Below are 22781 nucleotides of genomic sequence, written 5' to 3'. Positions count from 1 at the left end.
GTGCGGCATGGAACAAACCGCCATGCGAACGGATTGGGCTTCCTGAAAGGAAACACCCATGACAATCATTCCGAATGAACCAGACCCCAGTCCGAAGCCCGGACCACTTCCGGATCTGCCCCCGGATGTTCCGCAGCCGCCCATCCAGGAACCTGAACCAGACGTGCTTCCCGATGAGGTTCCCAATCCTAATCCGGATGAAAACGAAGAACCGCCGAAGCATCTTTGAGAGAGCCATCATGCCGCGTCCCTCTTCGCCAATGCCTTCAGATACGCTGCCTTGATCTCCTCAAAGCGGGCGATGTCGTATTCCTTGGTTTCGATCTCGTGATCTGGGCGAGGCTTCTTGGAGCCCTTGCCGTGATCGTCGAGCCAGGTCATGGCACTGGAGATGCGGCGATCGAGCCACTGGATCATTTCTTGAGGATCTGTCATCGACGCGTCCTCCAAACTTCATTCGGGTCGATGCCTTCCGCTGCCATGCGCTCAAGCGCTGCAGCTTGGCGGGCGTCGAAATTGTCCCAGCTTTCCTTGTGCTTCTCCGGTCCCCACTGGTCCCATGTCGTCGCACGGTCGAAATGGTCCCCAAACCGCTTGTCCTGACGCCACTGCAGGCAGTAGCTCGGCCACCACTTGGTGAGCTTTCCGTTGCAGCCGTGCTTATCGTCGATGTGACGGGCAATGATTTCAGCGATCTCCAGCCCATCCGTCTGAGGACCGCCGAAACTGCGAAAACCAGTCTCCGACCAGTATGTCGATCCGGCAGGCTGGATGGTGTAGGTCGACCACCCGAAGCCGAAGCGAATTAGCGTTGGAATGCCGCGAACCTCGACCTCGATAGGATCTTCCTCGTCCACCCTGATAGACATCGGACCTTTCACGCCGTAGGCGCGGGTCATAAAGTCACGCCGAGGCGGAGCAACATAAGGCTTCGCGACTACGGGAGCCGACGGAGGCATCATCAGATCGAGCATAGAGAGCTGCTGCATCATTCCGCCGCTTCCCTGTACTCAACGAGGTGGTTGCAGTTGGCGGCAACGAGCGCTTCCGCAACTGGCGGCGAGACAGAATTGCCAACGCAGGACACTTGGACATTCTTCGGGAACGGCCGACCATCGAGAGCTTGATCGATCTTGTAGTCGGGCGGGAAGCCTTGGGCGTTGTACAACTCACGAGGAGTGAGCATCCGCATGCCAATATCGACGATGACGAACTCATAGGCGCCGATGGTGAGGGTCACGAACTCCCGATCATCCCAGAAGCCGTGGGCGCGCATGAATTCGGCGACCTGGCGAGCACGATCCTCCTGATCTGGGGTGAAGGGCGGCGCGTTGATCTCTGCCTCGACATGGCTGAACCGAGGCTTGGTCGTGATGGTGTGGAAGGGCTCGTCTTCTGGCGTGTCCTGATCAGACCCGTAGTAAGCGTGAAGATGAGGAGCAACGAGCAGCGACTTTCCGCCTCCATCCGCAGTGGTGGTGCCGAGCGGCTTCTCGATATCGTGCCCTGTCGAGGTACCGAACTGACGCGCGATAAACGCCGACACGGTATTCTGATGAGATCCGGAGGCAGTGACCGTGGACATCGGCTCATCCGCCGCGCGCCCGGGGTTTACGCCGCCGACGCGCCGGATGTCATTGTTGTGTTGGGCAATGAATGCCGCAGCAACGCACGTATCCGCTTTCACCGTGATGGTTGCCGACGGCTCATCTCCACCGCGCGGGCGGCTTTGCCCTGCCCGACCGCCACATCCGATCAGCGTCGGGATGATGACAGCGTTCTGGTCCTTCTTGCTGGCGCAGATGGTGTGATGAGGCTCTTCGACCGATCGATTGGAACCGCCCTGCTGAGCATAGGTGAGGACCGGCGCCACGATCGCATGCCGGTTTTCCGCCGTGATGACGCGTACAGGCTCTTCGGCGCTGGCTGAACGATCCTTACCACCGGCACCTGGTCCGTAAAACGCATTGAGGCTAGGAGCAATCACTCCAAGGGGCGCCGCTCCGCCAGGGCGCTTGATGTAGCTGTTTGCGGTGACGGTCGAAAGTGGTTCTCTTGCGTCCTGCCCCGTCGCGCCGCTGTTCATGCGAATGACAGAAGGAGAGACGACAGCGTGCTTGACGCCGCCCGCCACCACAGTTCCGAGCGGTGCATCTCCATCAAGAACGCGGGGCGTCTGACCTTTTCGTTCGCCGTATCCGGTTTGCACAAGGAAAGGCCGCTCAGCATCGAGTACATAGCGCTTCATGCCGCGCGCGACTCGGGCCATGGTTTTGTCGGCGAGCGGACGCACCGACCGAAGGTGATGCTTATCCCAAACCTGTTCGGTCGTGTCGAAGATCGATGGGCATGGCAAATCCCAATCAATGCACTCCGCGGCGGTGCGCCATGGCTTCTTGCGTCCGGCGATCACCTCGCGGTCATCCGGTGCGCCGTGCGTCGGCTCTGGCCAGATGATCGGTTTGCCGTCTCGACGAGCAATGAGGAACAGGCGTTTGCGGATCGTCGGAGCGCCGAAGTCGCAGGCTCGAAGCTCGCGATGCTGCAGCTTGTAGCCAGCCCGACGCATCGCCTTGCACCACTTTTGGAAGGTTTCGCCGCGGCTGTCTGGGCAGGGCAGCAGGCCGCGTTCGGTCTCGATAAGTGGCCCCCAGTCTTTCCACTCCTCGACGTTTTCCATGATGATGACGTCGGGCCTTGCGCGCTCGGCCCAGAGGACAATCACCCATGCGAGATCGCGGATGTTGCGCTCGACGGGCTTGCCGCCCTTTGCCTTCGAGAAGTGTTTGCAGTCGGGAGAGAACCAGGCGAGGCCGACATGCTTGCCAGCGACATGGTCGAGAGGATCGACCTTGAAGATGTTCTCGGATAGGTGAAGGGTATCCGGATGGTTCGCCGCGTGCAGCGCCAGAGCGTCTGCGTTGTGGTTGATGGCGATATCAGGGGAGCGACCGAGGGCCATCTCGATACCAGTGGACGCACCACCCCCACCTGCGAGACTATCAACGATCAACGGCACGCTGTTCTGCATCGTTCGTTCCCTCTTCTCGGATTTCAGGCGCGATTGCGTAGGCCAAGCGCCTCGCGTACCGCAGCAACCAGCGTGCGAACGAGACGCGTATCTTCCCCACCGAGGAGAGCGGTGGCCCTTTCGATTGCTCGGTCATTTGTGCGCATCTCCTCTCGTGCGTCGTACGTGAGCCCGCTGACCGCCTCGACACGGAACAGCTCATGTGGCTTGATTGAAATTCTCGGGTCGGCGTACCAGGCGTCTTTCGTCCTGGTGTAGGACCAGCCCAAAGCGCGAGCCGCCGCTCTGATCCGCGCTTGGACGCTACCTACGAGAGGAGGAGCAATTTCCTCCCTCAGAGCCTTCTGGCAAAAGTCGACTGTGCTCATTTCTGATTTCTCCGAAGCCTTTTCGGACATTTCCGAAACCTCCTGTGCGATCACTGGTCTCGTTCCACGGAGACTACCGATGCGCAGGACCGACACTGAAAACGACAAAGGGGAATGCCTTGCAGGGCGTTCGCCCTTTGTCGCCGGCCCGCCGCCTGGGCATGCCGTCATTTCATTCCGCAGAGCCGAAACGTCCGCCTCGTCCGGTTCTGCTGCAGGTGGCGATCCGCCGTCGCCACCTGCTAATTTTGAGACCCTTGGCGATGCTGTGAGCGCAGTCCTTCTGCGCATTCAAAACAGCAGGCTGAGGATCAGGGTTGCTGGTCCCGGTGCTCGGGAGAAAGACCGGGACCAGCGCTGACGAGCCATGGGGGTCGCCCGTCAGTCTCGAAGCCGGAACCGAACGGTTTTGGCGAGAAGGAATCCGAGTGGAACCGACATGACGACCCAGGCGCCGAGCGCGATGATGATGATTGTCATGCTGCTTCACTCCCTTTGAGAGCTGCCTTGCGGCGGCGAATTTCCTGTTCGGCCTCGAAGCGGGAGCGGCCAGAAACAGCGCCAAGCTCCGGGTCAATGATGATGACCGTCCCGTCGTGCGTCGTGATCGCGCTCAACCGGGCAACTTCGGTATGGATATCCAGCGATGACTTTGTTTCGGGGATCATGCCGCCACCTCTTCCGTTTTCGCTGCCTTCTTGCAGGAGAAACAATGATTGCTGCCGTAGCCGCCGCAGTTCTCGGGACGCAGGCAATGTGGGCGAAGTGGTTTGGCCGGGGGTACTTTGAACGAGGCCCCGGCCAGATGTGTTGCGGCAGACGATTGAGCGGCTACATGATCGCCTCCTACGTTGGCGCCGACGGAATTCTTCTCACCGCCGAGGCTGTGGCCTTCGCTGCGATCCTCATTCGGATCGATCTCTGGATTGGTGGGGAGGTCGACCGAAGCCGCCTCCCCGTCGTGGCGGCCCTCACGATCCGCAAGCATCCCGGTTCCAGTCCCGGCAGGAGAGGCTTCGGCTTGCGGACCTACCTCTGGGGATGGCTCATCGTTATTCGAGGGCCTCTCGGGTGCATTCTGTTCCTCAGCCTCTTCCTGCTCGATCATGATATCGATGGCAGTGATCAACGCGGCGCGACCGGCTTCGGTCTGCATGCCGTCGACGACCTGCTTGATGAGGCGTGGATTTGTGTCGAAGACCTCGCCGGTTTCCCGATCGACGTTTTCCTCATGCGTGTGCGTAGCAACTGGCGTGCCAGATGCGCGCTGGTAAGCATGCAGGTATGTGTCGAAGATGCTCTCCGCTTCCGCGATGGCCACGGCACCCTTCTTCAGCTCTGCGCGCAGATGAGCCACAACCTTGCCCATGATGGTCTTGTCGTAGCCTTCAGCCTTCGCTTCGGCGTAGATCTCGCGAATGTCGTCGCCAAGGGCGTCCTGTTCTTCCTTCAGACGGAGAACACGGTCGATGTAAGCCTTGAGCTGATTGTCGGCGGTCATGCTGACACCGCCTTCCTGGACGATGTGTGCCGAGTGGCCAGCCACTTCCAATCAACGCCCTTGATGCTCTTTCGCGCCGCGGCGGCGATGACGCCGTTCCAGTGCCGGGGCGAGATGCTTTCTCGAAGCCTCATCTGGCGGGCCGCCTCGTATCCGCAGCCGACATCCGACGCGAATTCTCCGATGGTTTCCCACTCGTCTATGAGGCCAGAAATGGAAGTAGGTGTTTTGCTCATGACCGATATCGTACAAAGAGTACGACGAATGCGCAAGATGAAATCGTACACATTGCACGATAAATTTAAGCGATAATGTACGAATGGAATTGCCGAAGGATCGATTGAAGCGCGCGAGGGCAGCGGCCGGGTTTGACAGCCCTACCGATGCCGCCAACGCATTTCCCCGGGACATCAACAAGAACACGTTGATAAGCAACGAGAACGGAAACCGGCCGATTTCACGGAAAGCCGCTGAAAAATATGGCGAGCTCTTCGGCGTGAAGGCCGGGTGGATTCTATTTGGCGACCGTGAAGAAGAAGCTCCAGCCATCAGCGAGATTGCTCTCACGCGGGTTGGAATGGTGACCGGTCGCGTAGCAGGCCTCGTCGAGGCGGGCACCTTTCGCGAGGTCGACGAGTTCGACCAGTCTGAGCCTGAAGAGATTATGCTGCCGCGTGACGAACGCTTCCCGAACGCCCGGCTGCTCGTCTTCGACTGCAGCGGCGACAGCATGAATGATCTGCGCCCTCGCCCGATCTTCCCCGGCGATCGCCTCGTCTGTGTGGCATATGATGATATCGAGCACCTGGTCGAACTCAGGTCTGGAATGGTGGTCGTCGTCGAGCGTACCCGCGATGGCGGACACTTTCGCGAGTGGTCAGTGAAGCAGCTCGAGCTTTTTACGGATCGTGCCGAGTTTCACCCGCGATCCACAAACCCCAAGCATAAGCCGATTGTCGTACCCATCGATCATCAGGCGGACGACGGCGTACATGTTCATGTCATCGCGGTCGTGCGGCGTGTAATGAATGAGATGCCAGGGTTCTAATGAACGTCCCAGATTTCGAGTTCATCGCCTACATCGACGAAGCGGGCGACCCGAGCTTGAAACGCGTCAGGCCGATCGATGACAAAGGCGGCACGGAATGGATGGTGGTGTCCGCTATTCTCGTGAGCAGAGATGTTGATCCGAAACTGAAGGGCTGGGTGGCAGAGATTTGTCAAGCGATCGGCTCCCAGCACAACCAGGTCATCCATTTCAAGGATCTTACGGTTGAGCAAAAGCTAGCGGCCTGCAACTACGTTGGAGGATTGCCTATCCGCATCTTCACCGTCGCATCCAATAAGAAGAACATGCGCCGCTATCGTAACGAGAGGGCAGAGCGCGTTCACTCAAGACAATGGTTCTATAACTGGCTGGTGCGAATTCTGATTGAAAGGATGACCGACTGGTGCTGGCGTCGGGTCCAGAAATTTGAACTTCAGCGTCGCCACGTAAAGTTTGTCTTTTCCCAGTCAGGAGGGCACCTTTATAGCCAGACCGCTGCCTATCACGAATTGCTCCGCTACCAGTCCCAAGGCAACATCCATCTCAGAAAATGGATACCCCGCCGGGAGGTCATGAACATGAACTTGGTGGAGGCCTATCCGCACTGGAAATTTGCAGGCCTACAGCTCGCCGACATAGCAGCAAGTTCGTTCTATCAGGCGGTAGACAACCTAGACACCGGTCCATGTGACGTGCAGTTTGCCAAGGCCCTCGCACCTCGCTTAGCTCTGAACACAAGCGGAGAGCACCGAGATTACAGCTTGGTTTTGCAGCCCACTCCCCCTTGGGAAGCTGATATTTCGGCGGATCAGAAAGAGGTGTTCGAGTACTTCGGCTACGATTTCACCCGCCCGATTTGGGCAAAATGAGGTGGCAGGCCCCGGCTCCAGTTTCGTCCGGAATTGGTAGGCAGCATCATCGCTGCCATATCCCGAATAAGACGCTTTCGCGCCGAGAGTGATCGGCGTTCCTGCCGAGAACAAAATAGGAATATCCATCACGAGTCGCAAATGAACTTATGTTAACGACACGCAAGCTTCGGCCGGCTAAGCGGCGAAGTGGCGCAATCCCTGTAGATCGAACTGCCGGCAGGCAGCAGCGATCTCCTGCAACAGCCATCGCTTCGGTTGATTGCACATGTAGCTTTTGCCGTCGTCGCCTAGGAAGTTCATGATCGGCAGAACACAGAATTCATCCTCTTCGCCGACCGGCGCGAACGGCCCAACCTTGAAGCCGTAGCCTGGGAACCGGTTGCCGAGGTAATGCTCGAACCTCTCCTTTGCAGCCGCCACGGCGGCGCGCTGCTCGTAAGGCGGAATGATTACGAACTGCAGAACATCCTTCTCAGTAGCCATAAGCATTTTCTCCTCTGATACCAAATAAGCGCCCGATCACGCCCCCGCATGGGTGGCATCTGAATGGAAGCCTTTCCAAGAAAACGCTCTCGATAAGCTCGTCCGCATCTCGCGGCACGTCATCGCCGATCGGCATCTCAACTACCCTTTCGCTTTCCCTCAAGCAGTTGTCGCACCGAATGTGGAGCGTGAATTGTCTGGCCTGTTTCAGAAGCGCTAAACCCATAATGTTCTCCTTTCGTTCTCATGAAAGCAGAACGTCGCAGCCGAGTCGAATCGATTCTTTCCTCGGCGTTAAGTTTTCCATTTCGTACAAATCGTACAAAATGTACTTGACGATCCATCGTACATAACGTACGTTTTTCTCATCAACGAAACGCCACGGCGACGAGGGTGAGACATGCAGCACATTCGCAACATCGAGACTGAGCAGAGCAAGCGTGACCTGCGCTGGAACTCCGCTCGCACCCTCTCCGCATGTGATCAGTACATGGCGATCGAAGCCCAGCGCTGCGGCGCTCACGGCTTCATCTTCATCCGCCGTCCCGAGCACGCCGTGCGCGGTCCAGACTGGCTCAATGGCGCTCTGGCGAACGTCGCCAACCACTACGCCTACGCCCGCGAAATCATGGGCGTCACCGACGCCGACCAGCTTTACGCTTGAGGATCAGGACATGACCGAACGCGAACAGATCTACCAACTCCGTATGGGTCTCGCGACCGCCATCGGATACCTGCAGCACTTCAAGGGTGACGCCGAGTGCAATCTCCCGTCCTTCCCTGACACCATCCAGAAAGCGATCGACGAGCTTGAGAGCGTCCGTCGCGGCGGGTCGGGCACTCCAGCGCTGCAGTCCGCAGTTGTGGCTGGTGCTGCGTGAGCTCGCACCTCGAAGAGGCTCAGTCCTTCGTCGATCGCGCCAGGGCGATCAACGCCAAGCACGAAGCGGCCCGCCGCCAAATGATCGCCGGCCTCAATCAGGCGGTCGTGGTGATCATCCTTCTCGCCGCCGTCGGTGTCTGGGGCCTCTCCGAAGCCGACACTCAACTCAAAACCCGAGCACTAGAAAACCAGGAGAATGTGAAATGGCCGAAGCAGTGACAGACATCTGGTCCTGGTGGACCAACGCGCTCACGGGCAACTTCGGCCCGATCCACGATGGTGACCCACAGCAGGGCTACTACCGTACCCGCTTCAAGGATAAGCCTTGGGAGCCTGTCGCCATCTGGTTTGAGGATGGAAAGTGGCACGCCATGCGCGGCGAGCGCCAGATCGACGCTTCCGACATCTGGACGTGGTGCTGCCGCAACCCGATCACCTATGAAGCCTATACCAAGGCTATCGAAGGCGGCGGCTGGGATGACGAACCCGAAACAACCTTCGGCGACAACAAGCCGACCGACCTCGACCCCTATCAGGCGCTGCTCCACGAGTTTGCCGCCGAGAAGGAGCAGGCCGAGGCTTTCATGAAGAAGCCGATCACGACGCAGGCAGAAGCCGACCGCGCCGCGATCTGGTCGAAGCGCCTCTCGACGATCGCCAAGAAGGCCACCGACCTGCACAAGGTCGAGAAACAGCCTCACCTCGATGGCGGTCGGGCTGTCGACGACAAGTGGCGCGGCCTGAAGGACGAGCCGGACGCAATCAGCAAGCAGCTGAAGCGGCACATGGACGCCTTCCTGCAGGAGCAGGCCCGAAAAGAGCGCGAGCGCCAGGCGGCAGCGCGGGCGGAAGCCGATCGCATCCAGCGCGAAGCCGACGCAGCCCGTGTCGCGGCTGAGAAGGCTGCGGCCCAAAACGACAACGACGCGGCGGCTGTCGCTGCACAGAACAACGCCATCGCCGAGGCTGAACGTCTCGCCCAGCAGGCGGCTCAGGCCGAACGCGATGCTCAGGCCCGCAATGCCAGCGCTGGACGCACCGGCGCCAAGGTCTCGCTTCGCACCTTCGTCTTTGCCGAGATCACCGACTTCGATGCGCTCCTCATGGCGCTGAAGGACCGGCCCGAGATCAAGGAAGTCGTCGAGACCCTCGCCAACCGAGCCGCCAAGTCGGGCGTCGAGCTCGCAGGCATGGCGATCCGTTCTGAACAGAGGGCAGCCTAATGGACGACACGAACGCTCCGCTCCTCGTCGCCGCCATCAAGTTCAAATGGCAGAAGGACGAAAAGACCTACGACTACTTCATTCCGTCCGATCTGACCGTCAACGTCGGCGACAAGGTGGCCGTCGAGACCGTACGCGGTGAAACCACCGTCGAGGTCATGGAGATCAGGACGCTCTCGACGATGGCGCAGAAGAAGATCCTGCGCGTCGTTGAGCCGGTGACTGAAGGAGAGAAGGCATGAACGCCCATCTTCCTGCACTTTCCGGCGGCGGCAATGTCCTTGCCATCGTGCCCCAGACCTTCGAGGAAACCTTGCGCATTGCTCGAGCAGTGTGCGCCTCTGGGCTCGCTCCAGCCGCTCTGATCGGAAAGCTTGAGGGCGACGACGCGGCAGCTGCCGTCGCCGTGGCCATCATGTCCGGCGCAGAGCTTGGCCTCAAGCCGATGGTCAGTCTTCGCAGCTTCACCGTCATCAATGGTCGGCCAGCGCTTTACGGCGATGGTCTGATCAATGTCGTCCGCATGTCCGGCAAGGTCGCGTACCTCCGAACCGGCTGCGACGAGCGCGGCGGGAAGATGGTTGGTTACTGCGAAGCCAAGCGCCTCGATACCGGAGAAGACAAGCGCGTCGAGTTCTCGCAGGCCGACGCCGAGCGCGCTGGCTTGTGGCAGACCAAGGCCGTCGTCATGAAGTGGAACAAGTGGGACAAGAAGAACGAGGAGAAGCCGAACGATAGCCCGTGGTATCGCTTCCCCCAGCGCATGCTTGCCTGGCGCGCGGCTGGATACTGCCTGCGCGAACTCTTCGGCGACGTTCTCGGTGGTATCCGTGACGAGTTCGAGGTCCGCGAGATCGCCGACGCCGAGGAGATGCGCAACATCACTCCAGAGCCAGAAGTCGAAAACAAGCCGACACCTCCCAAGCCTCCGAAGCCTCCCGTTCCGCCGTCGGCAGCTAAGATCATCGACGCTGAGCCCGTCGTCGAAAACACCAGCGAGTTCGATCTGGGCGCATACCTCGACGAGATCGAGACCGCTTTGGCCAGCGCGAAGGACGAGGCAGACGTCGAGGAGATCTGGAACGACTTCGACGCGGGTGCTGTGCTTGAAACAGAAGGCCATGCCGACATGATCGAGACCGCTCTCGCGATCAAGATGCGCCGGCTCGCCGATCTGTCTCCCCTGAACGCGGGTTGACCATGATCAAGAAGGCACCAGAACACCCTCCCTTCTATCTCGTCCGCGATGGCGAGGCGCCCGCTGGTTGCGGCATTACCGACCCATCGGCACGCGATTGCCCAAACAGGAAGGAAGCCGGCGGCGGCATGGATGGCGAGCGATATCGCTGTGACGTGTGCGGCAAGGGCTACTTCCTCGATTATGAGGATATGAAGTGATGGTCGGTTTCCTCCTCAAGAAATACGACGTCGCGGTGCAGGGCTTCCCTGCTCATCCCTACGACGCCCATTCGCCTGCAGCGGCTCGCGTTAAGGCGTGGCATGCCTACTGCTCCTATCGTCACTGCTCATTCAAGGAGTTCATGACGATCAGCAGCATCAAGCGGGGAGTTGACCCCGAAGACTACGGACGCCCGATCATTGTCAGCGGCAAGCCAGCTTTCCTTGTGGGTCGCGATCACTACGTCCGGTTCGTCTTTCCAGGCGAGACGACTGTGCTGAATTCGCACCCGCTCGACGTTACGGAGGCCCCAGCGCCCCTACAGAGGGAGATAAACAATGGGTAGGCGTGCAGTTGCCTTCACTGAGGATTCCGTCTCCCGTGCAATTCGTGCCGTGAAGAAGGCCGGCGTGGACGTCAAAACGGTCCGCGTCGAGCCGGATGGCTCGGTCGTGATCAACGGCGAAAGCGAAGGCTTCACCAAGAAACAACTTGACGAGAGCGCGGCTGGTTACTTCTGATGGAGACCATGCCGCGCAAAAAATACGCCAACACCCTTCGAGAAGTCGATCGCTTCGGCAATGTCCGATGGTACTTCCGCATTGGGAAGGGAAAGCGAACGCGTCTGCCTGGCGAGTGGGGATCTCGGGAGTTCGCCGACGCGTGGCGCAAATGCATGGCCAACGAGGAAGCCCCGCCAGCTCCCACAAAACGCACCCTGCAATGGCTTGTAGATAGATATGTCCAGAGCGCGGCCTTCAAAGCGCTGCGCGAGTCCACCCAGAGAGCGCGGCACAATATCCTGAAGGTGGTTTGCAAGACAGGCGGCAAGGTCATTCTCTCACAAATCGATCGCAAGATGATAGCAGCCGGCCGTGACAGGCGAGCTGATACGCCATTCGCCGCGATCACGTACCTGAAGGTCATGGGATACCTGTTTGAGTGGGCTGTTGACGCCGGCGTTATGACAGAGAACCCGGCCAGGGGAGTGAAGAAGCCGAAAGCTAAAACTGAAGGCTTCAAGGCTTGGACGGCTGAAGATCTCGAAAACTTCTATGCGAAGCACGTGGAAGGTAGCCAAGCGCGACTCGCCATGGATCTGTTGCTCTTTACGGGCCTTCGGCGCTCCGACATCTACAGGATCGGTCCGCAGCACATCCGCGATGGGATCATTGAGTATCGAGCCTCGAAGAACGAGGAAATGACCTATAGCCCGGTTCACCCGACGCTCGCCACGATCCTCGAAGCGCATCAGACGACGCACATGGCCTATCTAATCACACCCGTTCACGGCCGACCGTTCAAGAGCGCGGCAGCTTTCGGCAATTGGTTTGGAGATGTGTGCGCTGAAGCAGGCGTCGACGGAAGAGCCCATGGGCTCCGCAAGACGCTAGCAACGATCCTGGCTGAAGCAGGAAACAGCAACAGCGAACTGAAGGCGCGGTTTGGTTGGAAAAGCGACGCGATGGCCAGCCTTTACACCCGCAGCGCCAATAAACGGAAGCTCGCGATCGCGGGCGCAGAGAAACTGAACGAGAACATCCTAACCCCTCACTTGCATTCAGTGAGGGGAAAACAGCCGAAAGATTAGGCGAAATCAATAGCTTAAAAAATGAGTGGCGACCCCTGCAGGAATCGAACCTGCGACAACCTGCTTAGAAGGCAGGTGCTCTATCCAGCTGAGCTAAGGGGCCGCGTGACCGTGTGTTTCACCACGACGGTCATATCTGTATGCCTGGAAGCGGTTCAGTGCGTCCAGGGCTGCGTCCGCGTATAGCGGAAATTGTCGGGATAGGCCACTACCTGTCGCTGCGGATCCTTCGGCGCGATCACACGATAGTCGATACCGTTGCGCGTCGCATAGGCTTCGGCAAGTTCCTGCGTTTCGAAGGTCAGCTTGACCTGCTGGCGCATATCCGAGGACGAGGTGTAGCCCATGATCGGATCGATCGTCCGTGGGGTCTCCTGATCGAACTCGAGTACCCACATATGGGTCTTTGCCTTGCCGGACTGCATCGCGGTCTTGGCTGGACGATAGATCTTGGCAGACATTGCTGCAACGCCTCCGAATTAGGGCCTTCGTATTCAAATCCTGCACGCCGTTGCCGGAGCGCTGTCTTCGTACCATCGCACGAAGAGGTGAATTTTGCTTAGCCGCGAATCCCCGCCTTTTCAAGAAAAAAGCCACGGCTCCAGAACGTTGCGGCCGTCAGCCCTTCTTCGTCGCTTGGGCAAGCGTATCGGATGTCTTGCGGCAGGTTGCGAAGAGATCGAGCTTGGCGTCGTAAACGCTGGTCGCGACGTCCATCAGGCCAAGTACGCTGTGGAAGAAATTATCATGCGACGCCGGCTCAGTTGTCTTTGCAATTAGGCACCCCATGTCGATCTTCGATGCGGCGCTGAAATCCGGCGACAGCCAGGCAATGATCGGAACACGGGTCTGAACGTCAGGAGCGATGATGTAGGGCGTGCCATGCAGGTAGAGGCCGTTTTCGCCAAGCGACTCGCCGTGGTCGGAGACGTAGAGCATCGACGCCGAAACCGAGTTCGCATGCTGCTTCAACTCATCGATCACCTTGGCGACGACGTGGTCGGTGAAGAGGATCGTATTGTCATAGGCGTTGACGATCTCCTCCGGCTTGCAGGAACCGAATTCCCCTGTCCGGCAATCCGGAGTGAACTTACGGAAATCGTCTGGATAGCGGCGATAATAGGCGGGGCCGTGGCTGCCGAGCTGGTGAAGCACCAGAACGCTGTCCGTCTTCACATTCGCAAGCCAATCATCGAGCTTGTCGAGCAACACCGTATCCAGGCATTCCCCGTCGGTGCAGAAGCGCGGATCGGCGGCATCGGGCAGGAACTTGTAGGAGACCCGGTTGGCGACGCCGTAGCTGCCGGTGTCGTTGTCCCACCATTCGACCTTGACCTTGGCGTGGCCGAGAATATCCGTCAGATTGTCCGTCTCCAGGCCTTTGCGATGCGTGTACTCTTGCCGCGGATAGACCGAGTACATGCAGGGAAGGGAAACGGCCGTCTCCGTCCCGCAGCTCGTCGCGTTAGCAAAATAGACGACGCCCCTCGCCTTCATCTCGGGATTGGTCTCGCGTGCATATCCCCCGAGCGAAAAGTCCTGCGCGCGCGCGGTCTCGCCGGCGACGATCACTGTCACGCGCGGCTTGCCGTTGGCGCTCGCCGAGCGCTGATGGGCATCGGTACCGAGCGGCCGACGCACAATGTTGCGATCCTCCTCCGACGCAAACACAAACCGTGCAACGCTGCCGATCGGCAGGAACGGATTGAGCGTCAGCATGATATCCCTGTGCAGCCGCCCGACCGCCGCAAATGTCTGAGAGAACCCCAGGCCCGCGGCGACGAAAATGGCTAGGCACGGCACGATCACCGCCATGTTCCAGGCAAACTTCTTCAGGAACGGCCGGTGCACCACCCTCACCCAGATGATGAAGAGCGACGGCAGTATGCCGGTCAGGAAAACGTGGAAGAGAAATGCGGGCGTAATCAGATGCGCCGATTCAGCGCGCGTCGTCACCGCCGCGTTGCGGATCATCTCCTTGTCGATAATGACGCCGAACTGATCGTTGAACCATGCAGCGATCGCCGAAATCAGGATGAAGATGATGAGCGCAGGCTTGATAAGATATTTTACCGACGGTGTCGTCATCGCTGCGATCATGAGTGCGGCGATTGCGACAACGAACGCCACAAAGGCATAGGGTGTTGGCGCGAGATACCCGTAGGCCCGCGTCCAGAATGTGTGGTTCGCAACAACAAGAATGTAAATGGCAGTCAGAACCGACAGCGTCACGCTGCCAATACGCGGACGCGCGCTCCGCGCCGGCGCCGCTACGTCGAAATCTTCCAAAATGTATCTCCGGATGCGAGAACCGAGGGCTGGCCGCAGCCATCACGCCTTCCGAAGGGAGATGTCAATCTTTTCTGACATCGACCTGAACGGCTGTGAAGAACCTTCCGGACAAATCATTTTAGTTATTGCGGCTTAGGAACGAACCGTGTATTGCGCTCCTCGTCGGCACGGAGTGTAGCGCAGTCTGGTAGCGCATCTGGTTTGGGACCAGAGGGTCGGGAGTTCGAATCTCTCCACTCCGACCACTTTACCCCTAGTTTATCATCATCATTCGCCGGTTCTTAAGCGAACCGGGCCGCCGTTCTTGCGCGCGCCTTGGCCGCGACTTCCTCGCGATCGCGGGGTGGCTGCGAGGTTTCCAGCGAATCGAGCAGCGCGCGTGCGCATGCTGCGATGGAGCTGACTGCCTGCTCGAATGCGATTTCATTGCGCTTCGATGGTTTGGTCGTTCCGCTCAGTTTGCGAACAAACTGGAGCGCGGCATCATGGATTTCGTCATCCGTTGCCGGCGGATCGAAGTTGAACAACGGCTTGATGTTTCGACACATGTTTCGCCTCCTGAACACCTGCCTCTGCCGTCGAAAGGCAGCTGACCGGAATAGAAGTAGTCGAATCACGGAAGGTGGCAACCGGTACCGGACGGAACGCTCCTCTGCATCGCGGCAGGTTTCGAACGCCTGCCGGGCAGAGCGCCACAGGAAACATGGACTACGGCGGCCACCGGGACCAAACCTAGGCGCATGCCGCGCGCCGATGACGAGATGACTTCAGCGCTCGACGATGACCCTCGTTCCCGGCTGGACCATCTCGTAGAGTTCCTCGACGTCCTGGCGATACATGCGAAAACATCCGCTCGACGCGTTGGTGCCGATCGAGGACGGATCATTCGTGCCGTGGATGCGCAGCAGCCCGTCGGCCAGATAGATTGCTCGGGTTCCAAGCGGGTTCTTCGGCCCCGGCCCGACGACAGCGGGGAGCCTCGGATTCTTCTGGCGCATACTCGCTGTCGGTCGCCACTCGGGGTGCTCCCGCTTCGACACCACCCGCGTCGATCCGTACCATTGCTTGCCTTCGCGACCGACGGCAATCGGGTAAACGTACTGCTCGCCGCGTGATGTCGTGTAGACCAACGTGTGTTCCCGCGTGGCAATGACGATGGCTCCAGCTGACCGCCGTGTCGACGGTGCCCTCCGCTCCCGCGGCGGCTCTCGATAACGAGGCATTGGCTCATAGATAGGCGGTGGCGGATACGCGCCGTACGGATCGTCATAACCGTAGCCGCCGTACTCGTCATAGCCGTCGTAAGGCCCATAAACCTGGGCTTGCGCCTGCGCCTGAAACACCGTCAGCAGAAGCGCTGCAGCGAGGAGAGCCAGCAATCTCATTTTTTGCCATCCACTGTTGTAAAAGCATGGTTGGGCCGAACTCTGTGGCGGCACTATGGCCAACTGCCATGACGAGTGCCGTGTTTCCATCCCGGCACGCTCCCCGGGATACAGGCGAGACGGCAGCTCCTGTTAAAATCTCTTGCCGGGACCATTGCCGTTTTCTGATTTTGCGCGAACTTACTGCTTACTATCTCCGCTCCGGCCGTGCCGGACGAACCTCAAGGTTGGAGGGAAAAATGGATCTGCCGAAACTTCGAGAAGACTACCAGCAGAAGATCAAGGAACACGAAGAGCACATTCAGACGCTTCGGGAAAACAAGGCACAGCACTTCGTGCAGGAGGGTAATGGCCCCTTGAAAAACATCACGAAACAGATCGAAGACGAGTATCACCGCCATATCGAGGGCTACGCAGCGCTGATTGCGCAGATCGACGCCATCCTCGGCGTCTAGCACCGGATAGCGCTCAGCCGACGGCAGGGTCTCCTGCCGTCCTCTCGTCATTCCCGCACCCATGGCGGGCAGATGACTTGGCCCCGCATGCGAAAAATACACGCGTCGCGGAAGCCTCGCGCCTCATCCGTCGGAAACCCATTGTTAAGGTTGTATATCGTATATTTACCATATTGCATGGTAAATCATTAACCTTGGGAGTGACGAATGAAGTCCTTGAGCGCAAGTGCAGCGCTGCTCGCGGTCGTGCTTGCAATGCCGGCCTATGCTGCAGATCTCGTTGAGGTGCCGATGCAGCCTGCCCCGGTGACCGCTCCGGTGTTTAGCTGGACAGGTCCATACGGTGGCTTGAGAGGCGGCATGAGCTTCACCAACGGTGACTTCAACGTCCTCGGCACAGATTCTTCGCAGCACTATAACGGCGGCCAGATCGGCGGCTTCCTTGGTGCGAACTACCAGATGGACACGATTGTCATCGGTATCGAAGGCGATCTCGCCTACACCTGGGATCAGAAGGAATCCGATTTCCTCGGCTCTGGCGTTGAAGCTGGCACGGATCTATCGGGCTCTGTTCGCGCACGCCTAGGCTACGCTTTTGACCGCGCACTGCTCTACACCACGGCCGGCTGGACGGGCCAGCGCGCCTACATCGAGACCAGCGGCGACAAGGAAGACAAGACCTTCAACGGCTGGACGATCGGCGCTGGAGTCGACTACGCCTTCACGGACAACGTCTTCGGACGCGCCGAGTATCGCTACAACGACTACGGCAGCAAGACCATTCGCGGCACCGATGTCGACCTCGACCAGCATCTTGTCTCGGCCGGTATCGGTCTCAAGTTCTAGGCTGCCGTCGTCACCGGCAGCATCCGAATGGCGTTTGGTGCGGCGCTACTTACGCTTGGTCGTGGTAGCGCTCATCACCCTGTCGCCGGTCTTGATCCCGAGCCTGGCGGTCACGCCTGCATTGAGCTCGATGACGTATTTAACCGACGTCATTGAGTCGATGATATCTTCCGAATAAGGCACCGCGTTCTGCTTGATGTTGCGGATCGTCCCTGTCGAATCCACGAACAGCATGTCCAGCGGCAGGATGGTATTTTCCATCCACATCTGAACCCGGCGAGAAACGCCGAAATCAAAGATCATGCCCGCGTCTTGCGCCATCTCCTTGCGATACATCAGGCCACGCTGACGCTGTTCGTTGGTATCGGCGACCTCAACGATGAAATTGAACGTCTTGCCGGATGCCGTCTGGATGACCAACGGCTCCTTGTCGAAGGTCATGGGTTCCTGGGCGAACACAGGAAAGACCAGCATGAAAAAAAGCGCCGCAAGGGCGCTTCTGATCGTATGAGCTGAGAGTGTACGCATCAGTGCGCGCGGCTCGTGGGGCTCGGAACATCCGGGTGGATTTCGGCCGCCATCAGGCCCTTGTCGCCGTCACCGAAACGAACGAGCACGACCTGACCGGGCCGCAGCTCGGTAAGACCGAAACGACGCAGCGTCTCCATGTGAACGAAGATGTCCTCAGTCCCCTCGCCGCGTGTCAGGAAGCCGAAGCCCTTCGTGCGGTTGAACCACTTGACCAGCGCCCGCTCGAGGCCGCTTGTTGCCGTCACCTGCACATGGGTGCGCACGGGAGGCAGCTGCGACGGATGAACCGCCGTGGACTGATCCATCGAAAGAATCTTGAACGCCTGATAGCCACGCTCGCGGCGCTGGATGAGCGCGACGATGCGGGTACCTTCGAGAATGGTCTGGAAGCCGTCGCGGCGAAGGCAGGTCACATGCAGAAGAACGTCCTGCATACCGTTGTCGGGGACAATGAAGCCAAACCCTTTGGCCACGTCGAACCACTTCACAACGCCGGTGATCTCAATGAGATCGATCGCGTCTCCCGCGAGTTGATCGAGGTCGGTGAATTCCTTCGATGAAATCCTGTCAGCCATTTCGCCAGCCCCCTCAATACGCGTCACACTGTTACGGTTAACTGATTCTTGAGATCAAGATTAACATGTTGGTAACGGATTAGCGCAAGTCCTACTTTCCGATTATTCGCAGTTCATAATCATACCCCTGTGTCTTGCCCGAAGCTGACGTTCTGCCACATAACATCGGGCCTGCATTTAGAGAGGAAACAGAATGCGTTATCTACACACGATGGTCCGCGTGAAGGACCTGGACGCCTCCCTGCGTTTTTATGGGACGCTCTTCGGCCTGGAGGAAGTTCGCAGGATCGAAAACGAAAAAGGCCGGTTCACCCTGGTTTTTCTCGCCGCCCGCGACGACAAGGCGGATGCGACGTCGAAAGGCGCCCCGTGCCTCGAGCTCACCTATAACTGGGACGCCGAAGACTATACCGGCGGGCGCAATTTCGGCCACCTCGCCTACGAGGTCGACGACATCTACGCCACATGCCGGAACCTGATGGACAACGGCATCACGATCAACCGTCCGCCGCGTGACGGCCACATGGCCTTCGTGCGGTCTCCGGATGGCATTTCGATCGAGATTCTCCAGAAGGGCGGCAGCCTTCCAAGCGCCGAGCCATGGGCTTCGATGGCCAATACCGGGGCCTGGTAGGCCGAGGCTTTTGCGAGGCTTGCGGCTTTTGCGATTTCCTGACCGCGTGTCCGGATCACGCTTGTAGCCGCTAGCCCACGCGGGCACTCTCCGCACGACTCGAGGCGAAGAGCGCATCATCTGCTGCGTTCTCCGCCATCCATTGGAGAATGCTCGCTTGCTCGCTGTTGAAAAGCGGATGCCCCTCGGGGCCACCTTTCTGATCGCTGCGTCGGCTCTGGCGCTTTGCGGCTGCGTGTCCGACAAGAATGCCGCCGACGCGACAGCAGCACTCACACCAGCGCCGGCAGCCGCTGCCGCGCCTGCCCAAGCGGCGCAAGGCGCGGCGCCCGCAGCATCCGGCTATCGCGATCCGATGATCGCCAATGTGTCCGGCGCCGCTGCCGCGACCACCGACCCAGCGACCGCCCAACCCGCCGCCGTGGGCTCCGCGGCTTCGGCTCCCGCCAATATCGGCGGTCTCGCAATGCAGTCGACCGGTATCAACGCCGAAGCCATGAGCATCTTTTCGGTGCGCACGGTGCCGCAGAACAATTCCACATCGACACAACTGCAGCCGGGAAATGCCTACGCACCGGGTGGCGTAAACGCAGTGCGCTCCAGCGTCTACAGCAGTCAGCTTCCCATCGAGCAGACGCCGCAGGCGGGTCAGGCAACCCAGCCACAGCAATCCTCGCAGAATACCAGCACGCAGTTCGCGCCGGCCCAGACCGCGTCGCTGGAGACGAACGCACTCCCCGGCCAGACGATGAACGCGCTCTACACGGCGCCGAAGCAGAACCTCCTCGGCAGCCTCTCCGGTCTGCTGCAGAAAGCATCCTTGCCGGGAATGACGCGAACGGCGCCGAACGGCCTGCTGATCCAGAACGACAAGGTGGAAGTCGGCTGCTTCAAGCCGGATCTGATGAATGTCATCAAATCCGTCGAAACCCATTTCGGAAAGCCCGTCGTCGTCACGTCGGGCTATCGCGATGCCGAACACAACCGGATGGTCGGCGGCGCGGAAGAATCGATGCACAAGACCTGCGACGCGGCCGACATCCAGATCTCCGGCGTCTCGAAGTGGGATGTCGCGAGCTACATCCGCTCGCTGCCAAACCGCGGCGGCGTCGGAACCTATTGCCATACAGACTCCGTCCATCTCGACACCGGCAAGAACCGGGACTGGAACTGGGGATGTGGCGGCAGAGGCCCTCAAACGACCATCGCACGGGCCCTCTGACGCCCGGCCGAGAATAGGCTGACGTTACGTCAGCACCGTCACGAATTTAAGAAGATCCACACATAGGCGCTTGATTTACAACCGCTAATAGCTTTTTCGCGCCTGCAAAAATATCCCGTCATTTTTTTGTAAAAAATCGAAATTGGCGCTTGCGGGATTCGCGATGCCTGACTATAAGGGCGCCACCACGAAGGAAGCGCCCTTCGTCTATCGGTTAGGACACCAGATTTTCATTCTGGGAAGAGGGGTTCGACTCCCCTAGGGCGTGCCATCGGGTTCTTCTCCCCCAATTTTTTCAATACGTTATAGTGGCCTTTGGCTAACCTGTATTCGGGGTTAGCCAATCTCTGTTTTTCGTCCGTTCTCATTCCAGCGTTCCTAGTTTGTCCATGGCCCCTATGGCCAGCTTCTTCTTGCTCGCTGCTGCGACGTAGACTTCAAGCTCCTTCAAGTTCGCGTGTCCGGTTATGCTCATGATCTGCGATGCTGATGCGCCAGCTTCTGCCAGTCGCCGGCATGCCGCCTTGCGCAGTCCGTGCGGCGATCGATGGGGCGGAAGCTCTGCTTTCGTCGCGGCCTCGATCATCCAATTCGTGAAGCTTTTTTCGGATCGAGACGCGCCGCGCTCGGTTACAATCAAGTTGAGATGATTGTGTTTGATCCCGTCTAACACCTTGCGGAAAACTGGTCTGATCGGAATGAAAAGGTCCGCTCCGGTCTTCGATGCAGTGATCTCGATGGCGTTGCCCTTGATATGCTGCCGGCCAAGACGAACCGCGTCTTTCCTCCGAAGTCCAGTATGTAACAGGATCTCAAAGGCAATTCGCTGGGGCGTACCCTCCCCCCAGAACGCACGGAACTTCGCAATGTCTTCCTCGGTCCACGTCTCGTAACCGGTGCTTTCGTGGTCCACCTGCCCAACGTTGACCATCGGATTGTCTTCCCGGTACTCCCATTTGACGGACAGTGAGAAGAGCGTGAACATGCGCTTATAGAGGTTCTTGGCTTGCGCTTTGGACGTCTCGGCTCGTTTGGCGATGATCTTCGACAGGTGCAGCGGTTTGGCAGCGGGCACGGAGAGTTCCCCGTATTCGGCGTCTAGCGCGTCGATCAAGCTCTGGTAGTTTCGTTTCGTCGCGTCGGCAAGTCCGGTGAATTCCTGCGAAGAGTAGTAGTCTGCAATGAGCGCACGGAGCGTGTGCTTCTTCGCGATCGCAGCCGCTGCCCCCGGCTTAACAACCGCCTTTCCATCTAACGCGGCAAAGTACGCCTTACAGAAAGCCTCGCTGCCCAGCGGACCCGGCAACGGGACCTTCGGGCATCCCGGCTTGCGTAGATAGATGCGTGTCTTTCCGTGCCGATCTAGGTGCACATGCACATAGCGAGGTTTCTTATAGGCGATCATTTGAATTTATCCTCCCAAGCTTGCTCCTCGGCACTGAGCGCGCTTGGCTCGGCTTTTGGGGCAGCTCCGGGGGCAATGCTGGCCACGGTGTACTTGCCATCGCCCTCCACGAAGATCGAAATATCCTTGCCCTTGCTTGTCAGGAACTTCGCCAGTTTCTTGACGTCGGACATTTGAGCTTTCCGGCGAGCGAGGACACGGGCTCTAGCGTCTGCCCGCATGCCTGCAGCGATCTTGCCGATAACGCTAGGCATTGGCGCGCTCTCCCCGGTCCCGGTTTCGTTCCTGTTTCAAAAGTTGCACAAGCTCGGCATTCATCGATCTGCCGTTCTCTTCGGCGCGCTGGGCCAGCCATTTCTTGATGTCGTCGGGCATACGAAGACCGAAAGGTGCTTTGGGCTGCTGTACCATTGTGATTTCCTTCTTGCTGAAGACTAATCATTCGCTGGGGGCAGGCCGCTAAGCCCGCCCCTGCTGGCACGATCGTATCTATTCGGTGATGTGATCAATGATCTGAGCAGCGTCCTCGCCGCCTCGGTCCTGCTGGACTCCTTCGGCGAATGAGCGAGCGTCGTCATGGGTCTTGAACGCATGGCTCTTGCCCGAGTAGCGGACCCAGTAGTTTGCATGTTCGTCGCGGACTATTTCGATACGTACGTTCATTGATGTGCTTCCTTGTTATTGACTACATGATGTAACTATAGCGACACCCTTTCGTCAATAAACCTTTCGCTGCATATTGGCTCTATGGCTACACGTGAACATGATTTGAAAATCGGCAGCATCACCCCGTTCGGGTTGCGCCTTCACCCTGACCTAAAACGGCGGTTAGAAGACGCTGCCCGCCGTTCTGGTAGATCCCTGAACGCTGAAATTGCGGCACGGCTGGAGGCGTCACTAATCGTTGACGAAGATGCACGAAGTGAAGATGCAGCGCGCCGGCTGCTGCGCTCGGGCATGGGGGATGATCTGGAGAAGCGACTGGGCGAACTAGAAGCTCGGGTTGAACACCTCGAACAAGCCGCTCGATAGCACCA

At 58.9% G+C, this 22781-nt stretch carries 35 protein-coding genes and 3 tRNA genes; 20 read left to right on the top strand and 18 right to left on the bottom strand.

Annotation, left to right across the window (positions count from 1 at the left end):
• Positions 1-58: 58 nt before the first annotated feature.
• Entirely contained in the window at positions 59-229 is a 171-nt protein-coding gene (locus A6U87_RS30235; RefSeq protein ID WP_198928755.1) for a hypothetical protein, read from the top strand.
• An 8-nt stretch (positions 230-237) separates the two neighbouring features.
• Here A6U87_RS30235 and A6U87_RS23695 read toward each other — a convergent pair whose 3' ends face one another.
• The 6 genes from A6U87_RS23695 to A6U87_RS23665 all read right to left on the bottom strand — a co-directional run bounded on the left by A6U87_RS23695 (position 238) and on the right by A6U87_RS23665 (position 5136).
• Entirely contained in the window at positions 238-435 is a 198-nt protein-coding gene (locus A6U87_RS23695) for a hypothetical protein (protein WP_065693752.1), read from the bottom strand.
• Entirely contained in the window at positions 432-992 is a 561-nt protein-coding gene (locus A6U87_RS23690; RefSeq protein ID WP_065693751.1) for a hypothetical protein, read from the bottom strand. Before A6U87_RS23690 ends, A6U87_RS23695 begins: the two co-directional genes overlap by 4 nt.
• A complete protein-coding gene (locus A6U87_RS23685) occupies positions 989-3031 on the bottom strand; it encodes a DNA cytosine methyltransferase (protein ID WP_065693750.1) in 2043 nt (680 codons plus the stop codon). Before A6U87_RS23685 ends, A6U87_RS23690 begins: the two co-directional genes overlap by 4 nt.
• A gap of 844 nt (positions 3032-3875) precedes the next feature.
• A complete protein-coding gene (locus tag A6U87_RS23675) occupies positions 3876-4067 on the bottom strand; it encodes a hypothetical protein (RefSeq protein ID WP_244499559.1) in 192 nt (63 codons plus the stop codon).
• On the bottom strand, positions 4064-4900 hold the full coding sequence (locus A6U87_RS23670) for a DUF2312 domain-containing protein (RefSeq protein ID WP_065693748.1): 837 nt from the start codon (positions 4898-4900) through the stop codon (positions 4064-4066). The genes A6U87_RS23675 and A6U87_RS23670 overlap by 4 nt, the downstream gene beginning before the upstream one ends.
• A complete protein-coding gene (locus A6U87_RS23665; protein ID WP_065693747.1) occupies positions 4897-5136 on the bottom strand; it encodes a hypothetical protein in 240 nt (79 codons plus the stop codon). The genes A6U87_RS23670 and A6U87_RS23665 overlap by 4 nt, the downstream gene beginning before the upstream one ends.
• 83 nt (positions 5137-5219) lie before the next feature.
• Here A6U87_RS23665 and A6U87_RS23660 point away from each other — a divergent pair, with 83 nt between their 5' ends.
• Together A6U87_RS23660 and A6U87_RS23655 are read left to right on the top strand one after the other, a co-directional pair.
• Complete coding sequence (locus A6U87_RS23660; RefSeq protein ID WP_065693746.1) at positions 5220-5948, top strand: XRE family transcriptional regulator; 729 nt, start codon at positions 5220-5222, stop codon at positions 5946-5948.
• Positions 5948-6817 (top strand): DUF3800 domain-containing protein, encoded by an 870-nt coding sequence (locus A6U87_RS23655; RefSeq protein ID WP_065693745.1) that lies wholly within the window; start codon positions 5948-5950, stop codon positions 6815-6817. The genes A6U87_RS23660 and A6U87_RS23655 overlap by 1 nt, the downstream gene beginning before the upstream one ends.
• Before the next feature lie 177 nt (positions 6818-6994).
• On the opposite strand, the gene A6U87_RS23650 is transcribed toward A6U87_RS23655, so the two are convergent.
• Entirely contained in the window at positions 6995-7303 is a 309-nt protein-coding gene (locus tag A6U87_RS23650) for a hypothetical protein (protein ID WP_065693744.1), read from the bottom strand.
• A 400-nt stretch (positions 7304-7703) separates the two neighbouring features.
• Between A6U87_RS23650 and A6U87_RS23640 the strand changes: the two genes are divergently transcribed.
• Genes A6U87_RS23640 through A6U87_RS23595 form a run of 10 tightly spaced genes read left to right on the top strand, consistent with a single transcriptional unit; the run spans position 7704 to position 12399 of the window.
• A complete protein-coding gene (locus A6U87_RS23640) occupies positions 7704-7967 on the top strand; it encodes a hypothetical protein (protein ID WP_065693742.1) in 264 nt (87 codons plus the stop codon).
• A gap of 10 nt (positions 7968-7977) precedes the next feature.
• Positions 7978-8184: a hypothetical protein gene (locus tag A6U87_RS23635; protein ID WP_065693741.1), complete on the top strand. Its 207-nt coding sequence runs from the start codon at positions 7978-7980 to the stop codon at positions 8182-8184.
• Positions 8181-8405: a hypothetical protein gene (locus tag A6U87_RS23630; RefSeq protein ID WP_065693740.1), complete on the top strand. Its 225-nt coding sequence runs from the start codon at positions 8181-8183 to the stop codon at positions 8403-8405. The genes A6U87_RS23635 and A6U87_RS23630 overlap by 4 nt, the downstream gene beginning before the upstream one ends.
• Positions 8390-9409 carry a hypothetical protein gene (locus tag A6U87_RS23625; protein WP_065693739.1) on the top strand — a complete coding sequence of 340 codons (1020 nt, stop codon included), beginning with the start codon at positions 8390-8392 and terminating at the stop codon, positions 9407-9409. The genes A6U87_RS23630 and A6U87_RS23625 overlap by 16 nt, the downstream gene beginning before the upstream one ends.
• Positions 9409-9651, top strand: a complete 243-nt coding sequence (locus tag A6U87_RS23620; protein WP_065693738.1) for a hypothetical protein — start codon at positions 9409-9411, stop codon at positions 9649-9651. The genes A6U87_RS23625 and A6U87_RS23620 overlap by 1 nt, the downstream gene beginning before the upstream one ends.
• Positions 9648-10607: a recombinase RecT gene (locus tag A6U87_RS23615; protein ID WP_065693737.1), complete on the top strand. Its 960-nt coding sequence runs from the start codon at positions 9648-9650 to the stop codon at positions 10605-10607. The genes A6U87_RS23620 and A6U87_RS23615 overlap by 4 nt, the downstream gene beginning before the upstream one ends.
• Before the next feature lie 2 nt (positions 10608-10609).
• Positions 10610-10807: a hypothetical protein gene (locus tag A6U87_RS23610; RefSeq protein ID WP_065693736.1), complete on the top strand. Its 198-nt coding sequence runs from the start codon at positions 10610-10612 to the stop codon at positions 10805-10807.
• Positions 10807-11154, top strand: coding sequence for a hypothetical protein (locus A6U87_RS23605; RefSeq protein WP_065693735.1), 348 nt, complete (start codon positions 10807-10809; stop codon positions 11152-11154). The genes A6U87_RS23610 and A6U87_RS23605 overlap by 1 nt, the downstream gene beginning before the upstream one ends.
• Positions 11147-11329 carry a hypothetical protein gene (locus A6U87_RS23600; RefSeq protein ID WP_065693734.1) on the top strand — a complete coding sequence of 61 codons (183 nt, stop codon included), beginning with the start codon at positions 11147-11149 and terminating at the stop codon, positions 11327-11329. The genes A6U87_RS23605 and A6U87_RS23600 overlap by 8 nt, the downstream gene beginning before the upstream one ends.
• Positions 11329-12399 (top strand): tyrosine-type recombinase/integrase, encoded by a 1071-nt coding sequence (locus tag A6U87_RS23595; RefSeq protein ID WP_083199666.1) that lies wholly within the window; start codon positions 11329-11331, stop codon positions 12397-12399. Before A6U87_RS23600 ends, A6U87_RS23595 begins: the two co-directional genes overlap by 1 nt.
• A gap of 26 nt (positions 12400-12425) precedes the next feature.
• Here the strand turns inward: A6U87_RS23595 and A6U87_RS23590 are convergent.
• From A6U87_RS23590 to A6U87_RS23580, 3 genes are all read right to left on the bottom strand, one after another.
• Positions 12426-12502, bottom strand: a tRNA-Arg gene (locus A6U87_RS23590).
• A gap of 52 nt (positions 12503-12554) precedes the next feature.
• Complete coding sequence (locus tag A6U87_RS23585) at positions 12555-12860, bottom strand: ETC complex I subunit (RefSeq protein WP_065693733.1); 306 nt, start codon at positions 12858-12860, stop codon at positions 12555-12557.
• A 157-nt stretch (positions 12861-13017) separates the two neighbouring features.
• Positions 13018-14688, bottom strand: a complete 1671-nt coding sequence (locus A6U87_RS23580) for a phosphoethanolamine transferase (RefSeq protein ID WP_065693732.1) — start codon at positions 14686-14688, stop codon at positions 13018-13020.
• A gap of 171 nt (positions 14689-14859) precedes the next feature.
• Here A6U87_RS23580 and A6U87_RS23575 point away from each other — a divergent pair.
• Positions 14860-14936, top strand: a tRNA-Pro gene (locus tag A6U87_RS23575).
• A gap of 36 nt (positions 14937-14972) precedes the next feature.
• On the opposite strand, the gene A6U87_RS23570 is transcribed toward A6U87_RS23575, so the two are convergent.
• Positions 14973-15239 (bottom strand): DUF2277 domain-containing protein, encoded by a 267-nt coding sequence (locus A6U87_RS23570; RefSeq protein WP_065693731.1) that lies wholly within the window; start codon positions 15237-15239, stop codon positions 14973-14975.
• A gap of 219 nt (positions 15240-15458) precedes the next feature.
• Positions 15459-16076, bottom strand: a complete 618-nt coding sequence (locus A6U87_RS23565) for a L,D-transpeptidase (RefSeq protein ID WP_065693730.1) — start codon at positions 16074-16076, stop codon at positions 15459-15461.
• A 239-nt stretch (positions 16077-16315) separates the two neighbouring features.
• On the opposite strand from A6U87_RS23565, the gene A6U87_RS23560 reads away from it, so the two are divergent.
• Together A6U87_RS23560 and A6U87_RS23555 are read left to right on the top strand one after the other, a co-directional pair.
• Complete coding sequence (locus tag A6U87_RS23560) at positions 16316-16531, top strand: hypothetical protein (RefSeq protein ID WP_065693729.1); 216 nt, start codon at positions 16316-16318, stop codon at positions 16529-16531.
• A 207-nt stretch (positions 16532-16738) separates the two neighbouring features.
• The gene (locus tag A6U87_RS23555; protein ID WP_065693728.1) at positions 16739-17377 is read left to right on the top strand and encodes an outer membrane protein; all 639 of its coding nucleotides are present in this window, start codon (positions 16739-16741) and stop codon (positions 17375-17377) included.
• A 45-nt stretch (positions 17378-17422) separates the two neighbouring features.
• On the opposite strand, the gene A6U87_RS23550 is transcribed toward A6U87_RS23555, so the two are convergent.
• Both A6U87_RS23550 and A6U87_RS23545 read right to left on the bottom strand, forming a co-directional pair.
• Positions 17423-17905 (bottom strand): DUF192 domain-containing protein, encoded by a 483-nt coding sequence (locus A6U87_RS23550; RefSeq protein WP_065693727.1) that lies wholly within the window; start codon positions 17903-17905, stop codon positions 17423-17425.
• A complete protein-coding gene (locus tag A6U87_RS23545) occupies positions 17905-18483 on the bottom strand; it encodes a cold-shock protein (RefSeq protein WP_065693726.1) in 579 nt (192 codons plus the stop codon). The genes A6U87_RS23550 and A6U87_RS23545 overlap by 1 nt, the downstream gene beginning before the upstream one ends.
• A gap of 193 nt (positions 18484-18676) precedes the next feature.
• On the opposite strand from A6U87_RS23545, the gene A6U87_RS23540 reads away from it, so the two are divergent.
• The 3 genes from A6U87_RS23540 to A6U87_RS23530 all read left to right on the top strand — a co-directional run bounded on the left by A6U87_RS23540 (position 18677) and on the right by A6U87_RS23530 (position 20610).
• Complete coding sequence (locus tag A6U87_RS23540) at positions 18677-19117, top strand: VOC family protein (RefSeq protein ID WP_065693725.1); 441 nt, start codon at positions 18677-18679, stop codon at positions 19115-19117.
• Positions 19118-19274: 157 nt separating this feature from the next.
• The gene (locus A6U87_RS23535) at positions 19275-20339 is read left to right on the top strand and encodes a D-Ala-D-Ala carboxypeptidase family metallohydrolase (protein WP_065693724.1); all 1065 of its coding nucleotides are present in this window, start codon (positions 19275-19277) and stop codon (positions 20337-20339) included.
• 196 nt (positions 20340-20535) lie between these two features.
• Positions 20536-20610 (top strand) — tRNA-Glu (locus A6U87_RS23530).
• 93 nt (positions 20611-20703) lie between these two features.
• On the opposite strand, the gene A6U87_RS23525 is transcribed toward A6U87_RS23530, so the two are convergent.
• The 4 genes from A6U87_RS23525 to A6U87_RS29965 form a co-directional block, all read right to left on the bottom strand.
• Complete coding sequence (locus A6U87_RS23525; protein WP_065693723.1) at positions 20704-21744, bottom strand: tyrosine-type recombinase/integrase; 1041 nt, start codon at positions 21742-21744, stop codon at positions 20704-20706.
• Entirely contained in the window at positions 21741-21917 is a 177-nt protein-coding gene (locus tag A6U87_RS29970; protein WP_158007294.1) for a hypothetical protein, read from the bottom strand. Before A6U87_RS29970 ends, A6U87_RS23525 begins: the two co-directional genes overlap by 4 nt.
• A 73-nt stretch (positions 21918-21990) precedes the next feature.
• Entirely contained in the window at positions 21991-22155 is a 165-nt protein-coding gene (locus tag A6U87_RS29425; protein WP_083199665.1) for an Arc family DNA-binding protein, read from the bottom strand.
• Between the two features lie 78 nt (positions 22156-22233).
• Positions 22234-22407, bottom strand: coding sequence for a hypothetical protein (locus A6U87_RS29965; protein ID WP_158007293.1), 174 nt, complete (start codon positions 22405-22407; stop codon positions 22234-22236).
• A gap of 84 nt (positions 22408-22491) precedes the next feature.
• Here A6U87_RS29965 and A6U87_RS23515 point away from each other — a divergent pair, with 84 nt between their 5' ends.
• Complete coding sequence (locus tag A6U87_RS23515) at positions 22492-22776, top strand: TraY domain-containing protein (protein ID WP_083199664.1); 285 nt, start codon at positions 22492-22494, stop codon at positions 22774-22776.
• Positions 22777-22781: the final 5 nt, after the last annotated feature.

This window comes from Rhizobium sp. AC44/96, from assembly GCF_001692185.1.
GTDB lineage: Bacteria > Pseudomonadota > Alphaproteobacteria > Rhizobiales > Rhizobiaceae > Rhizobium.
This window is presented reverse-complemented; position numbering and strand designations above follow the sequence as displayed.